Source organism: Paenibacillus sp. P3E, assembly GCF_001909045.1.
GTDB lineage: Bacteria > Bacillota > Bacilli > Paenibacillales > Paenibacillaceae > Paenibacillus_AQ > Paenibacillus_AQ helianthi.
This window is the reverse complement of the sequence record NZ_LVWH01000171.1, coordinates 1-14,267: the sequence shown is the minus strand read 5'-3', so window position 1 is coordinate 14,267 and position 14,267 is coordinate 1. Positions and strand designations below refer to the sequence as shown.

General features: G+C 46.3%; 13 protein-coding genes. 3 read left to right on the top strand and 10 right to left on the bottom strand.

Annotation, left to right across the window (positions count from 1 at the left end; genetic code table 11):
• Positions 1–131 precede the first annotated feature (131 nt).
• The 5 genes from A3842_RS17305 to A3842_RS17285 all read right to left on the bottom strand — a co-directional run bounded on the left by A3842_RS17305 (position 132) and on the right by A3842_RS17285 (position 6,920).
• Positions 132–1,517 carry a DHA2 family efflux MFS transporter permease subunit gene (locus tag A3842_RS17305; RefSeq protein ID WP_074102213.1) on the bottom strand — a complete coding sequence of 462 codons (1,386 nt, stop codon included), beginning with the start codon at positions 1,515–1,517 and terminating at the stop codon, positions 132–134.
• A gap of 382 nt (positions 1,518–1,899) precedes the next feature.
• The gene (locus A3842_RS17300; protein ID WP_074083398.1) at positions 1,900–3,096 is read right to left on the bottom strand and encodes a Ger(x)C family spore germination protein; all 1,197 of its coding nucleotides are present in this window, start codon (positions 3,094–3,096) and stop codon (positions 1,900–1,902) included.
• Positions 3,089–4,192 (bottom strand): GerAB/ArcD/ProY family transporter, encoded by a 1,104-nt coding sequence (locus tag A3842_RS17295; RefSeq protein WP_074102212.1) that lies wholly within the window; start codon positions 4,190–4,192, stop codon positions 3,089–3,091. The genes A3842_RS17300 and A3842_RS17295 overlap by 8 nt, the downstream gene beginning before the upstream one ends.
• Before the next feature lie 26 nt (positions 4,193–4,218).
• Entirely contained in the window at positions 4,219–5,694 is a 1,476-nt protein-coding gene (locus A3842_RS17290; RefSeq protein ID WP_371916008.1) for a spore germination protein, read from the bottom strand.
• Positions 5,695–6,083: 389 nt separating this feature from the next.
• Entirely contained in the window at positions 6,084–6,920 is an 837-nt protein-coding gene (locus A3842_RS17285; RefSeq protein WP_074102210.1) for an AraC family transcriptional regulator, read from the bottom strand.
• A 121-nt stretch (positions 6,921–7,041) separates the two neighbouring features.
• On the opposite strand from A3842_RS17285, the gene A3842_RS17280 reads away from it, so the two are divergent.
• Together A3842_RS17280 and A3842_RS17275 are read left to right on the top strand one after the other, a co-directional pair.
• Complete coding sequence (locus tag A3842_RS17280) at positions 7,042–8,499, top strand: alpha-L-fucosidase (protein WP_074102209.1); 1,458 nt, start codon at positions 7,042–7,044, stop codon at positions 8,497–8,499.
• 119 nt (positions 8,500–8,618) lie between these two features.
• Positions 8,619–9,161 carry an NADPH-dependent FMN reductase gene (locus A3842_RS17275; RefSeq protein ID WP_074102208.1) on the top strand — a complete coding sequence of 181 codons (543 nt, stop codon included), beginning with the start codon at positions 8,619–8,621 and terminating at the stop codon, positions 9,159–9,161.
• Positions 9,162–9,259: 98 nt separating this feature from the next.
• Here the strand turns inward: A3842_RS17275 and A3842_RS17270 are convergent, their stop codons facing one another.
• The 4 genes from A3842_RS17270 to A3842_RS17255 are packed head-to-tail and all read right to left on the bottom strand — an operon-like array spanning position 9,260 to position 12,649.
• Positions 9,260–9,652, bottom strand: a complete 393-nt coding sequence (locus tag A3842_RS17270; RefSeq protein ID WP_074083404.1) for a DMT family transporter — start codon at positions 9,650–9,652, stop codon at positions 9,260–9,262.
• Positions 9,652–10,215: a TetR/AcrR family transcriptional regulator gene (locus A3842_RS17265; RefSeq protein ID WP_074083405.1), complete on the bottom strand. Its 564-nt coding sequence runs from the start codon at positions 10,213–10,215 to the stop codon at positions 9,652–9,654. Before A3842_RS17265 ends, A3842_RS17270 begins: the two co-directional genes overlap by 1 nt.
• A 56-nt stretch (positions 10,216–10,271) precedes the next feature.
• Positions 10,272–11,447 carry a YARHG domain-containing protein gene (locus A3842_RS17260; protein WP_074102207.1) on the bottom strand — a complete coding sequence of 392 codons (1,176 nt, stop codon included), beginning with the start codon at positions 11,445–11,447 and terminating at the stop codon, positions 10,272–10,274.
• 50 nt (positions 11,448–11,497) lie between these two features.
• Positions 11,498–12,649, bottom strand: coding sequence for a DUF116 domain-containing protein (locus A3842_RS17255; RefSeq protein WP_178382370.1), 1,152 nt, complete (start codon positions 12,647–12,649; stop codon positions 11,498–11,500).
• 143 nt (positions 12,650–12,792) lie between these two features.
• On the opposite strand from A3842_RS17255, the gene A3842_RS17250 reads away from it, so the two are divergent.
• The gene (locus tag A3842_RS17250) at positions 12,793–13,383 is read left to right on the top strand and encodes a P-loop nucleotide/nucleoside kinase family protein (RefSeq protein ID WP_074102205.1); all 591 of its coding nucleotides are present in this window, start codon (positions 12,793–12,795) and stop codon (positions 13,381–13,383) included.
• A gap of 20 nt (positions 13,384–13,403) precedes the next feature.
• On the opposite strand, the gene A3842_RS17245 is transcribed toward A3842_RS17250, so the two are convergent.
• Positions 13,404–14,228, bottom strand: a complete 825-nt coding sequence (locus A3842_RS17245) for an AraC family transcriptional regulator (protein ID WP_074102204.1) — start codon at positions 14,226–14,228, stop codon at positions 13,404–13,406.
• Between the last annotated feature and the right edge of the window lie 39 nt (positions 14,229–14,267).

The window sequence follows — 14,267 nt, the reverse complement described above, 5'->3', positions numbered from 1 at the left end:
CATTCATATTGTAGCACAGATCCATATTTCTGTCTGGTTATTCTGTCTTTACATGAAAATAGCCCAACATCCTGAAATTTGGATGCGGGCGGTGATCTTTTCTAACAATAGATTTGTTTCATACCTTATGATTATGATACTTGGCTCACTTTACGGTCTCGCAGATAAAAGGAGATATAGAGTCCAATTGCTGCGATCCCTGTCAATGTCCAGAAGGAGGCATGCAGCCCGTGGAGCATACTCTCAGGGAAGTGAATGGAACTATGGCTCATCGAGGCAGTCATTATGGAAATTAACATTACCCCACCCATCGAACTGCTCAAGGAGCGTATGGTAATTGTCATAGGAGAAGCATGAGCAATCATGGTGACGGGAACGCTTGCCATCGCATAGGCCGTTACCGGTGTCATAATGAACCCGATGCCAACCATAAGCAGCGCATAGATAGCGGCCACAAGAACCATTGAAGTATGCGTTGACAACAAAAGAGTCAAAAGCAGTGTAACGAGGGCAATGATAGAAAAGCCTCCCCGTATGATCAGCCGTATACCATACCGGTCATAGAGCCTGCCAGAGACCATACTGGCTATACCCAGGAGGACAGCCCCCGGCAACAGCAACAGACCAGATATTTTCGGAGTCAAACCCCTGACATTCTGGGCATATAGCGGTATCAGCAGTTCCACCCCGACCATGACTATGAACATCAGCACTCCGATCATAGAGGACTGGGTAAATCTTCGGTTGCGGAATATATTGAAATCCAAGAGCGGAACGGCCAGCTTAAGTTGACGATGGATAAACATAACAATAATGATTATCCCCGCAAAAATGATTGCCCACGTGATCAAACGTGAACCTCCCTGTTCTCCCGCCCGATTTACCCCATACAGTAATCCTGCAAATCCAAGGGTTGAATAAAGGATGGATTTCAGATCCAGCTTCTCATGATGAGTATCCCCTACGTTCTTCAGACTAACTGTAGCCAGCAGCAAATTAGCAATCACGACGGGAAGCACAGCGTAGAACAGAATTCTCCAGGAATGCTCCTGAACGACCAAACCGGATAACGACGGGCCCAGTGCCGGAGCGAGTCCCATCACCAGACCGATCAGCCCCATCGCAGAACCGATCTTTTCCTTTGGAAAAACTCTTAGAATCGTAGTCTGAAACAGCGGCATCAACAGGCCTGCTCCTATCCCCTGAATGATACGGCCTGTCAGGACCCAACCAAACTCTGGAGCGATTGCAGCCAGCAGTGTACCTGTGGCAAATAATCCTACGGAAGTAAAGAATAGTGCTCTTGTAGTGAATCTTCCGACCAAAAATCCGGCAACAGGCACAGTAATACCTGCAACCAGATAATAAATTGTAATCAGCCATTGCACCTTGTTCTCGTTGATTCTCAGGTCCACCATGATACGCGGCAGTGCAGTATTCAGCATTGTCTGCATCAGCTGTGCCAGAAAATTTGCGATCACCAGTGAGGAGACCATAATCCCAGGTTTACTTCTCATTCCTTACCCCACCTTATCTGTCTGTTTGATTAAATATATTAAAGGCTTATTAAGTCTCTAATTAACCCGAAAAAATTCACTACTTGTACATTAACAAAAGGGTTCATTGCCGGGTAAGCGATACATACGAGCTTAATCACGGACTTAATATATCCAGAATATATTTATATGGTTTTTTTGTCAAACAAAACTTCAACGTGGAGAATATTAAACATGGAGCAAAACGCCGCCCGGGGTTATGGGCGGCGCTGGTGTAAAGGTGATCCCGTGCATGGAGTACATACATAAGACAGCCATAGAAACGGCCCAGTAGATTGATTTTCTCCAAATTAGTGTGTCAGGAGCCTGTTCAACCAAGTACTGAGAAGTCTGCTAAGTGCGTTTATTCATTAAATGACCCATAATCAGTTATAGTGAACTTTATACTAAAGGTTACCGGTACTTTGCTAAAAGTATCATCCCAATGATCCTTCAGCTTTTTCCATACCTTAGGGTGTTCAATACTTAGGCGTTCTCCGAAGCCGGCAACCTCCACCTTGTAAGTGGACTGCATCTGTTGCATCAAATGATTAAGCATAATGCTCAATCTCTCTTCAAAAATTTTTTCCCTCTCTTTAAGGGAGCCTATTTTAGTTGAGCGCTGCTCCGGGTCCCAATTTTCAATTAAGCGTCCATCCGATTCTATATTCACGTGAAATGAGACCTTGTTGTCTTCCGTGATTTTAGAAGTTATTTTACTTTTTGCGGACTTGATTTCATAGGTTATGGTTTCATGTTTATTATTGTACGTCTTGATCGTCCCTCCATTGACATCTCCTTTAATCCAGTTCATACTCCTCATGTCGTCCTGGTCTAATGACCCAATCCATTTGCCGGTTTCCCCCTTGATGATCCCAGCCCCAGACAACTCGATATCACCTTTGGCTTCTATAATATTTTGCAGCACAAAGCTTTGTTTAGAGTGCATCCGTGCATCCAGAGTGGATAAGTTGACGGGTTTCATTACTTTGCTGCTTCTAAAGCGGTTGCGGACCATTTCCCTGAGATGAAAGGAAGGAATATCATCCTTATCTTTCAATGTAAAAGTATCTGAGGCCCGCCCGGTACTTAAGAAGACAACACAGCTGGGACGGATATCATTGTCACGAAGCATAAAATCCATCAATTGCTCTATCTTCTGCTGCTCCACAAGTTTTGTAGAAATAACGATTACCTTCAGGTGGTGACCAATGATCGGGCGGTCCAGACGAACCGAGAATTGGCGAAAAATTTCCAGCACAGAGTCGCCCGTTTCCGAGACATTGATATATTGTGGCTTATTTACGCTATTTGATGATTTGGATGCACCGCCAGCTGATTTTTTGGGAACTATTTGAAGTGTCGCCGTAAGCTTATTATTCTTAAAATAATCCCCGCCCTCATCCACCAATGTCTGCTCTGTCGAAGATAGTTCCCCTGTATCAAGAGCCACACCGGTATAGAGGCTTAGGTCTTCAATTTCCTTACTGCTCCAACAGCCGGATTGCGTGATCAGGAGCGTAACCGCTAGCAATACAAGGAGAGGATGACGTTTACACATTCTGCTTCAATCCCTTCTTTCGAATGATCAAAACTACCGAAAGCAGCACAGGAAGCAAAATAAACAATATTATTCCCATCCTTCCAATGGCATCACCAACGGCAAATACATCATTCATACGTTTGGGAACCATGGTCGAGATGAAAATCAACGGCATTAGCCCGAAGATCACAGGGACAATTTTCAACTTGAACACCTGAGAGATCCCGAGGGAAGCATTGAAGAAAAAACTGCAGAAGTTACAAAACATTTGCATCATCCAAATCACCAATAGCGGAAACTCGAACCGTTCAAAAAAGAATCCGGAGATCTCAAAACTGCGGACTAAATCAATTGTAGGCCAAGTGCTCGTAGTCACAGAATCTATGGACAGGCCTCCTACAACCACAATCACAGTCAGAAGGTATAAGACCATAGGTATGCCAATCCCCGCTAACATGGATTTAACCGCATGCTGGGGATGCTGCATGAAGGCTGTAATCGTCATCACTACCTCACATCCCGTATAGACGAGTACAGTGGACTTCAGTCCCTTAATTACAGGCATAAGACCTTCACTCAGTACAGGACGCAAATGGTTAATATCAAATACTCTTATGCTAAGGATATAACATAAAATCAAGATAAAAAGGCTTATGGGGAAAATGATTTGATAGACTCTGGCGATGGAATTAATGCCTCCAAACACCAGATAGGCCCCCACCCAGATAAATGGAATGACGATTGCCCAAACGGGAGTTCCTTCAAGTAGAAAAAACATCGTAATTTCAGCCAATACCCGAATTTCAAATCCGGCGATGATAATAAAGTAAATAATGAGCAGCGAGCTTAAAAAACCTCCCGGGAATTTACCAATAATTCCTTTGGAGTATTGATAAACGGTTTTCCCTGGAAACTGCTGGCTTAATTTCACCATTACGAAAATAACCAACATTACAATTAGCCCGCCCAGCAGTACGGACATCCAGGAGTCCGGAGTTTTGGCTGATTGCGTCACACTTCTGGGCAGAGTCAGAATACCCGCCCCCAGTACCGTATTCGTCAAGAATAACGATGCCTGACCCGATGTGATTTTATCATCAGAGCGTACAAACATTTCTTCCCCCCCCTTCCTTTTACTTGCTAGGATCTGCGCTTTTTCTTTTGTGTTTTCATCATTTCAGGTCTTCGTTTCATAAGTGACAGAGGTGCGCGAACGTAGAGATCCTTCCAGTCACTAAAGCGTATGGGAGCAAAGGGAGTAACATAAGGCACCCCAAAGCTCTTTAATTTACTGAGATGAATGATGATCAGCAGAAAAAACAATATCGTTCCAAACATCCCGAGTACGGATGCAAACAGCATGCCAGCAAAACGCAAAATGCGGAGTGTAATGCCCGTACTGTACATCGGTACTGAAAAGGAAGAGATCGCTGTCACCGCCACGACGATAACCAGGAATGGACTAACAATTCCGGCTGCCACAGCGGCATCGCCAATAATCAAGCCCCCTACGATGCCCATTGCTGGTCCAATGGGTTTGGGCAGCCGAATCCCAGCTTCACGTAATATCTCAATGGACACTTCAAGAATCATAACTTCAATAACGGATGGAAATGGAACGCCTTGACGGGTCTGAATGATGGTTATCGCCAGCTGAGTGGGGATTAACCCCGGATGGAACGAGATAAAAGAAATGTACAAAGCCGGACTCAGCAACGCCAGAAAGGCTGTGAAAAACCTCAGGATCCGATACATGGTTCCTGGAAGCCACCGTTCATAATAATCCTCTGGGGATTGCAGCAGCATACTAAAGGTCACAGGAACGATGAGTGCAAACGGAGTGCCGTCCAGCAGTATTGCTATTCTTCCTTCCAGCAGAGAGTTAATAACCCGGTCGGGCCGTTCCGTATTCTGAGTCTGCTGGAAAGGGCTCATATAATTATCTTCAATCAGTTGCTCCACATATCCGGATTCAGCGATAAAATCCATATCAATTTTTGAAATCCTGTCCTTAACCTCCTGAAGCAGCTCAGGATTTACAATATCGTTAATATAGGCAATAACCAGCTTTCTTTTGATGCGGGTTCCAACCTCATAGAGCTTCATCTCCAGATTTTTATTAAGACCTTGGCGGCGCAGCATGGAGGTATTCTCGCTTAGGACCTCCGAAAATGAAATTCGCGGCCCGCGAAGCAATCCTTCTGAGACTGGTTCTGTAATCGCCCGTTTGGAACCGCTTGGCAATCCCACCAACAGCGCTGTGGACATCCCTTCTATGATTAATGCTGTATAGCCAAACAGAATCTTCTCCTGGAGCTTTTCCAATTCATTGATTTCACTAAGCTCCGTAAGCGGAAGGATTTTTTCTTTTATACTGGATAAGGTTATAGCCTCACTATCAACTTTGAGGTCTTGCATCAAAACCTGCAGCACTTGTTTGTTGATCACCTCTTCATCCTGCATGCCATCTATGAAGATAAGCACAGCCCGTACATTAAACCCATACACCATAAATTCACGAAAATGCACATCACTGTTTTCGCCTATGGCTTGTTTAATGGATATAAGATCAGCATTATAATTCCCGCTAATCTGTGGACTGGTTTGAGTAGCCATTTTCTCATGTGAAGCAGGACCAGAGGCTTTCCCCGCTTTCGAGGCCCTTCCGCTCCCCACTACAGAGTACAGCGAATTATATAGATAATAAATTCCTAATGGACACACTAGCGTTATTGCAGCCTGCATAAATGTTTTCCAATCAGGAATAAAAGAAACGATAGTTGACCACATCCTGATCATCCTTAACTGTAGTTTTTTTTGAAATAACGCTCCGTGATGAAATCTGCAGTTTCCAGGTGAGAGGCTATAACCTAAAGTGTGCCAAAATAAAGATTTCTTTAGTCACAGTTAATAAAACTCTCCAAAGGTAATTTCATCCATCGTTGTTAAAGGATGTTCCCATAACAAAAACTCCTGCCAGGGAATACTTCTCTGGCAGGAGTCTGTTATTCGAAATGAAGGATCTGCATCTGTTTTCTGAAGTCCGTAGGCGTAAGCCCTGCATTCTTCTTGAACTGCTTGGAGAAGTAGAACAGGTCGCTGAAGCCGAGCTGCATGGCGATTTCACTGATCGTGCTGGTTGTAGCAGTGAGCAGTTCCTTGGCTTTTTCGATTTTTTTTCGTGTAATGTACTGTATGGGAGGCACGCCTAACTGCTTCTTGAACAGGCGGATAAAGGAATTGGGGTGCATGTGGGCAATCTCGGCAAGCTCATGGACTGTAATATTTTGTTCAATATTCGCTTCAATATGATTCAGGATTTTGGTTAGTTTTTCAACGGTGGTTAAATTCTTAAGGGTAATTTCATTTAGGTCCAGCTTGCTGAGGTAATAGGCAAATAGCTCCATTAGCTTGCTCTTCGCAAGCAGCTGGGCGTAAATCTCACTCGATTTGGCATGGAATACAATGCTGCTGAACATCTCCTTGACGATTCCGCGGTCTACGGAGCTGCATATATGACTCAGCCCCAGTATTTTGAACAGATTCATATCTCCTGCCTTCACACTGAAGTGGCACCAATATTTGCGGAAGGGCTGGCTGCTGATACAAGAATAAGATTGCTTCACTCCCTCCGGCATCAAATAAAGCTCACCGGGCTTGGGATAGTACTCTTGTTCACCGATCTTCAGCCAGCCCTCGCCTTCGCATATGAAATAGAACTTGCTATAGTCAGGGGTGTAGCCGAGATCCTTCCAATCCGTACTGCACAGATTATAGTCCGCCATAATTAAATCAATCTTCAGGTTAGATATGTAGCTGGTGAGCAGCGTAGAGTTATTCATAAATAAACCGCCTTAGAGGGTTATTTTTGTACATCAACAAGTTAATGATCTACATACCTATTCTCTCCATCCCCCGCTACAATGAGAGCGGTACAAGAACTTCGAGAGGATGGGAACAATAATGGACAAAGCCAGCTACTTAAAGGTGATCAATGATACGATTGGGTGTGGCAGATTCAAGGATAATTGGGACTCGTTAAGTGAGTTCCGGGTTCCTTTGTGGTATGAGCAGGCTAAATTCGGAATATTCATTCATTGGGGCCTCTATTCTATTCCTGCGTTTGGCAGCGAGTGGTATTCCCGCAATATGTACATTCAGGGCTCCACGGAATATGAACATCATCTGGCTGTATACGGTAAGCATGCAGATTTCGGTTATAAGGATTTTATTCCATTATTTACAGCAGAGCACTTCGATGCGGCCGAATGGGCACAGCTTTTCAAGCAGTCCGGTGCCAAATACATTATGCCAGTTGCAGAGCATCATGACGGTTTCCAGATGTATAAAAGCGTTTTCTCTCATTATAACACGTACGAAATGGGGCCAAAACGTGATCTGCTGGGTGAAATGAAGGCTGCCTTTGCCGAACAGAAGCTGGAGCTGTGCGTGTCTTCACACCGTGCAGAGCACTGGTTCTTCATGTCGCATGGTAAAGAATTCGCATCCGATATTCATGAACCGCTCGTTCCCGGAGATTTCTACTGGCCGGCAATGCTTGAACCGGAGCATCAGGACTTATATGGTTCTCCCCCGACAGATGAATATCTGGAGGACTGGCTGATCCGTTGCTGCGAGCTGGTCGATCAGTATCAGCCTAAGGTGTTTTATTTTGATTGGTGGATTCATACCGCTGCCTTCAAGCCTTACCTTAAGAAATTCGCTGCTTATTATTACAACCGGGGTGAAGAATGGGGTTATCCGGTGGCAATCAATTACAAGCATGATGCCTTTATGTTCGGCGCTGCCGTTCCCGATGTGGAGCGGGGCCAATTCGCCGGGCTGAAGCCCTATTTCTGGCAGACAGACACCGCCGTGGCTAAGAATTCCTGGTGCTACACTGAAAACAACAATTACAAATCTGCTGTAGAGATTATCAGGGATCTGGTCGATATCGTCAGTAAAAACGGCAATCTGCTGCTGAACATTGGCCCTAAGGCGGATGGCTCCATTCCCGAGGAGGACAAGAATATTCTTCTGGAGATTGGGGAATGGCTAAAAGTCAATGGCGAAGCCATCTATGATACGTCATACTGGCGCACCTTCGGTGAAGGGCCGACAGAAATCCAGGAAGGCCAATTTACAGATGGCCAGACCAAGCTGTTCACAAGCGAGGATATCCGCTTTACGGTTAAAGGTTCTGTTCTATATGCCACCGTTCTTGTGTATCCTGAGCAAGGTACGGTCCACATTGAGTCACTTAAAGAGAAATCCCATCATTTCCAGGGAATCATCCAAAATATCAGTATATTGGGCTGCGACGAGAAACCCGCCTGGCAGAGAACGGAAGAAGCACTTATCCTTACAACAACTACTGTTACAAGCAACGTACCTGTGGTTTTTAAAATTGAGCTTGATTAGTAAAAATTTTATGGTTTCAAATTAACACTTGCTATATAAAAGTAATATGCTATAATAAAAGTATGTTAAGTTACACAGCAGATTAGGAAGCTAATACAACTACTTAGGAGGAAAATTAAATGACAACCTTAAACATCGGAATTATTCTGGGCAGCACCCGTCAAGGACGCGTGAGCCCGCAGGTAGGCGAATGGGTGAAAGGTATAGCGGATGCACGCGGAGATGCAAACTATGAAATCGTAGATATTGCCGACTATAAATTGCCTCTCCTTGGAGAATCGGATGACTATGCTCCTGCACAGGCTTGGGCGGCTAAGCTGGCTACCCTCGATGGTTTCGTCTTCATTGCACAGGAATATAACCATAGCCTTACGGGCGCACTCAAGAATGCACTGGATTCCGCCCGTGAAGAATGGAACAATAAGGCAGCGGGCATCGTCAGCTACGGCTCTGCTGGAGGCGTTCGTGCAGCCGAGCACCTGCGCGGAATTCTTGGCGAATTGATGGTCGCCGATGTTCGTGTACATCCACTATTGTCCCTGTTCACCGACTTTGAGAACGGTTCTGTCTTCAAGCCGGCTGACCTCCACACACCTAACGTAAATGCCATGCTTGATCAAGTGCTCGCATGGAGCGGTGCCTTAAAGACCTTGCGTTCATAAATAAAGCTAGCTAAGACCCAAAAAGCCACTTCAGATGTTGAAGTGGCTTTTTCTATGACCCGGGACAGCGGCATGAATGGCAATTGGATGCTGAGACTCTAATGTAGCGAGCTTTGCTCTTGTACTGTATGAATTGGCCCTTTCGAAGAGGCCGCATCATCAGAGGAACCATGACCCGGTCCGAGCAGATTCAGGACAACCACTCCAATGACGATAAAGGCAATGCCCACAACACTTGCCGTATTAATCTTTTCCTTCCAAATAACTACCGAAATTATCACAGTTACTACTGTGCCTAGCCCAGACCAGATTGCATAGGCAGTATTGAGCGGGATGGTCTTCAGCGATATGGACAGGAAATAGAACGAACACACGAAAGCAACAACCGTCACGATGGACGGATACAGCCGGGTAAAACCTTGAGAAGCTTTTAGCATCGAGGTTCCGAGCAGCTCACTGGAAATGGATAAGGCTAATAACAAATAAGCCATCATTTCACCTCCTTCGCATAGAGCAGTAATTCGTTTAGGATCTGCTCCTTCAATTCCTTGTCAGGGGGAGCAAGGCCAAACATTTCCGCAAACCACAACCCGTCAGCCGCAAGTCTGGCGATGGTCGATTTTACAGGGTCAAGGCCGTCATTCTCAATGTTGTGCTGCCACTGTACATATGCAGACCGGATACTATTCAATGATTCAGGATTGAAAAAGAGCGCGGAAGCCAGCACCGGACCCATGTCATTACCGACACCAATATCATCTAAGGTAGATTCGAGATAAGCCCTGCTCCATCTCCCTTTTACTTCCTTATCCCGCTCCATCCTTCTGGCGATATCGGCCTCAAAGGTCTTCGTCATCTCCTCCACTACACCGAGCACCAGCGCTTCTTTACTGGGAAAATGGTACAACAGGCCACCTTTGCTGACGCCCGCCTTCTTGGCAACCAAATCCAGGGTCAATTGCTCTCCTCCCAGTTCCTTCATCACAGCTGCGGCAGCAAGTAGAATTAGTTTTCGTTTGGGGATTTTTTCTTTCTCTTGAGCTTGCGAATCCATACTCATCACCGTCCTGAAATAACTATACCGTCTGGACGGTTTAGATGTCAAATGATCTACCCGTACAATAATCTCCCGTCAAAACAGTCGTTGATATCCGTATCCGTCCCGGAAAGCTTATGGTTTTCAAGCTGAATCCAGCCGGTTGTGCCGTCAGCCATCTTGATCTTCCCATACTTCTTAGTGTCACCGCCCAGAAAATAAACCGTCTCTCCCGGCGCTACCCATTTGAGGATGTCCTGCTTCCCGGAGGTTTTGTAGATAGGAAACCGTACTTTGGCTACCCAGGGCGTTGGCGGCTCCATCGGATAAAAGTCTGCAGGAGCTTCTTTCCACAAGTGATTGCTGTCCAGCTTATAATTTTCAAGATAGAACCAGCATTGAAAATCATAGGCCTGTCTCGGAGAAACCGCGGTTCCCTGCCCATCCATGGCTTGCGCATTACCGGTAAACCCGTCCAGGGTCCCCATGCTTATCAGCCTTTTTCCATTGTAATAATAGTAATATGTGGAATGCTGCGCACTCTCATTGGTATCCTCCAAGGCGAGTTCAAAGTACGGGTCTTGGATATTGGCATCTACGACCTTGAAATGGGGGATGGAATTATTAGACAGGGAAATCTTCGCTGTAGTATCATTCACCATGAGAATCCATTCGTCATCTACCTCGAAGTGTTTGCTTAACGTCATATGGATATGATCAATAGCTCCGTCACCGTTCATGTCCACATGGGCATTTTGAAGTCCGATTGAATTCTTCTCCTGCGGATATCCCAGAAAGTGATAATCCACATCCCATTGTCTCTCCAGCTTGTTTGCCGAGAGCAGTTTTTCGTATTTCTGAATCCGCTTGATATTTTGGCTCTCTATTTCCGTTAAATCACCCTTATAATTCCCATCCGCCTTGTACCAACGTTTACCCGCAAAGAAGGTATTGAGGCCGGCCCGTTCAAACACTAATCCATGCCGGGCAAAAATCTCATTCCGGGCCAGCTCCAGCATTCTGCTGTCGATGTTGCTGAGATTGTCTTCCGTTAATAACGTTGTACTGCTTTCCCGAAATATATAATCTCTGCCCTTGAAAGCTTGAGTATCCTTGCTTTGATCGTTTTTTGTAGTTTGGTGCACCTCAGGCGGCTTATCCGGCTGTGCGTCTTTTGGGGTATCACATCCGACAATTTGCAGCGGCAAGGCTGCTATGAGTAATAACAGTTGGAGTTTATGACTATTCAATTTAGCATCCTCCTTTCATGTAGTTGAAGTAGAAACTAAATAAGAAATCTTCAGGTCTGCCCCTCACGCAAACTCCGCTCCAGCCGCTCCATATCTATGGAAGTCTCTATTCCTTCCCGATGCCAATGCAGCACACAGCCTGAATAATGAAGCAGCACACATTGCGGCAGATATCCCATTTCCCGTGCTTTATAGCCCCCTGAGATGAGATTCAGCACACAAGCTACTCCGATAATGCCAACCTCTCCCACACGTATACGCTCCTGACCAAAAGCGGTAGAGGCATGCGGTATCATCAGCACCTTACAGCCATAGACTTCGGCCAGAGCTGTTACTTCTTGTACCCGGCAGGTTTTGGAGCAGCGTCTGCAGACGTACCCGGGCCCCTCCTGTACAGCCTGGCATTTCCCGGCGGTTTTGTTACGCATGCAAATGGGCAGAAAAACTATTTTTCCAGGTGCTGCATGAAAGCCGTCATAAAATACCCGGTTCATGATCTCGGCACCGACCATGTTCAAATGGTACTCCACCCGATTCCTGCTGCAGAATATACGGTTTTCCTGCCATCTCAGACGTTGGCGGTTGTTCTCAATATAAGTGTCTACGTTCGAGGTGTACCTGCCCAGACATTCCAGACTCCGCCGTTCAAACCATACAGCCTTCCGAACCGCCCTTTGCAATATGCCTTCGCTCTCCTTCTCCGGCAATCCCCGCAGAAAATCCAGCCAGACCTTTAGCCGCCTGCTCTCTTGCTCAAACTCACCACTGGCGCGAAGCCACCCTAGCAATTTGGCAAATGAATGCAGCTGTATTCGTTCATCCACATGTCGGCGCCGGGCCAACACCGAAGTTCCAGCAATCCCCTTAAGTCGGTCTACGACTCGGCGCGCCTCTTGGCTTCGGCTTCTAAGTGCGTACAGTGAGGATAACAGCTTACCCATGTACACACTTCCCGCAGTCGCCCTTGAACTGTATACATTCCACAGTACACCAATCATCAGCAATTCAAGTGCATAGATATTATGATCCCAGACTTCCAGTTTTCGCAATGCGATATACTGGCTGAACTTGGATATAGACTGATCTTCATGCAATTTCTCCAGAACTTCATCGGTAAACACAGCAACATCTGTATAGTATTGATCTGCTCCTCCGTCTTCACCGGTTAAGGAATACGTTGGTGCATCGCTACGCTCGCCCAAAGAGATCATCTCCCGTTTCACTATACCAACAAGGTAGCATTTCACCTGCAGACTGTCAGTGACTTTACGTCCGGACCTAAAGATTTTCCGATAGAAACGTGATAGGATAGTGGGACGATATTTATAGGTAAGGAGTGACTGAGATGAACCAGCTTGTATTTTTTCTAGGACCGGCGGGTGCCGGCAAAACAACCCTGGCCAAAGCGGTCGCGTCACGCCGTAAAGCTGCTGTCCTGGATATGGACATTCTGCTCCGGCCTGCTGCAGATGTGATCATGAATATGCACGGTCTGGACCCCGATGACAGGGATTCAGCCGAATATAAAAAGCTTTGCCGCGATCTGGGCTACCGGATCACCATGGATGCTGCGCTCGACAATATGGGACTGGAATGTGATGTATTTGTAGTGGGTCCATTTACCAAGGAAGCCGAAGACCCTGGATGGATAAGTAGTGAGCTGGCCCGGATCGGCCGGACATTGGAAGAGATTGAAGTTAAGGTCGTGCTGGTGAGCCTGGGTAACGCCGAGCTGTACCGGGCACGGATTGAAGGCAGGCACTCGCCGCTGGATGATTGGAAGTTCCAGAATTGGGAGATGTTCCGCACATCATTAGGAAGCCGAACGGTTGCCTGGCCGCTTCCGGCGGAAAATATCATGCAGATTGATAATTCGAATCCGGATGTTCAAGGTGCGGTCGACGCAGTCGAAACGTTTATTTTCGGTTCGGCTTAATACAACGCCATCCCTAAGGCTTACCCCTCTAGCCCATGAAGCTGCTTGAACTCCTCAGGCCGCATACCGGTGACACGTTTGAAGACCGCACAGAAGTAGCTGGTATTCTCAAATCCCGCCTGCTCTGCAATCTCATAAATTTTCTTCTCCCTGCCGCTGAACATCAGCTGCTTGCTGCGGTTGATCCGCTGCTTGTTAATGTAAGTTACAGGCCGTTCATGAAGTGTCCGCTGGAACAAACGGCATAAATATTGAGGAGAGATCGAAACTACCTCAGCTAATTCTTTGAGCGGCAGTGTCCGGTGCAGATTCTGTTCGATATGCTGCAGCACCGGCTTGATGCGTTCCAGCTCATCCTGTCCGTCTGTCGGTGCCGACAACTGTGCTTTGAGATCAAGCATCAATGCATACATCAGCTTCGAACGTTCCATATTCACAGCAAGACTGTTGCCATGGGACAGCTCCAGCATTTTTTGCAGAGGATTCAGCAAGGAGAGATCGTTCAGCCGTCCTGGTCCCGATTCCCGGATTCCGGCATACGTCATAAGTCTTCCCGCCTCTCTTCCATTAAAAGATACCCAGGACAGTCTCCATTCAGCGCTGATTGGCGCATAGGCATGAGCAACATGCGGAAACAGAAAGAAAACATCCCCCGGCTCCACAATGTACCGTCTATCCTTTATAAACAGCTCCCCTTTGCCCTCAAGAACCTGATGCATTTGATAGTCCGGGAACCCCGTGGGCCGCTCCAATTCCGGTTGATGCTCCCAGAATCCGATAGTTGTTGCATATAGTGGAAGCGCCTCAATTTCTTCTGTTTCGCAAAAGATCAATGTACTCTCCATGTCAGTTCTCCTGTTTCATATTATGATATAGAAGTGAAT

Excerpts from the sequence above, each read along its gene's own strand:
- A3842_RS17265 (WP_074083405.1), bottom strand. The coding sequence starts at position 10,215 with ATGGATTCGCAAGCTCAAGAGAAAGAAAAAATCCCCAAACGAAAACTA.
- A3842_RS17245 (WP_074102204.1), bottom strand. The coding sequence starts at position 14,228 with ATGGAGAGTACATTGATCTTTTGCGAAACAGAAGAAATTGAGGCGCTT.
- A3842_RS17300 (WP_074083398.1), bottom strand. The coding sequence starts at position 3,096 with ATGTGTAAACGTCATCCTCTCCTTGTATTGCTAGCGGTTACGCTCCTG.
- A3842_RS17305 (WP_074102213.1), bottom strand. The coding sequence starts at position 1,517 with ATGAGAAGTAAACCTGGGATTATGGTCTCCTCACTGGTGATCGCAAAT.
- A3842_RS17280 (WP_074102209.1), top strand. The coding sequence starts at position 7,042 with ATGGACAAAGCCAGCTACTTAAAGGTGATCAATGATACGATTGGGTGT.
- A3842_RS17275 (WP_074102208.1), top strand. The coding sequence starts at position 8,619 with ATGACAACCTTAAACATCGGAATTATTCTGGGCAGCACCCGTCAAGGA.
- A3842_RS17285 (WP_074102210.1), bottom strand. The coding sequence starts at position 6,920 with ATGAATAACTCTACGCTGCTCACCAGCTACATATCTAACCTGAAGATT.
- A3842_RS17290 (WP_371916008.1), bottom strand. The coding sequence starts at position 5,694 with ATGGCTACTCAAACCAGTCCACAGATTAGCGGGAATTATAATGCTGAT.
- A3842_RS17270 (WP_074083404.1), bottom strand. The coding sequence starts at position 9,652 with ATGGCTTATTTGTTATTAGCCTTATCCATTTCCAGTGAGCTGCTCGGA.
- A3842_RS17250 (WP_074102205.1), top strand. The coding sequence starts at position 12,793 with ATGAACCAGCTTGTATTTTTTCTAGGACCGGCGGGTGCCGGCAAAACA.
- A3842_RS17295 (WP_074102212.1), bottom strand. The coding sequence starts at position 4,192 with ATGTTTGTACGCTCTGATGATAAAATCACATCGGGTCAGGCATCGTTA.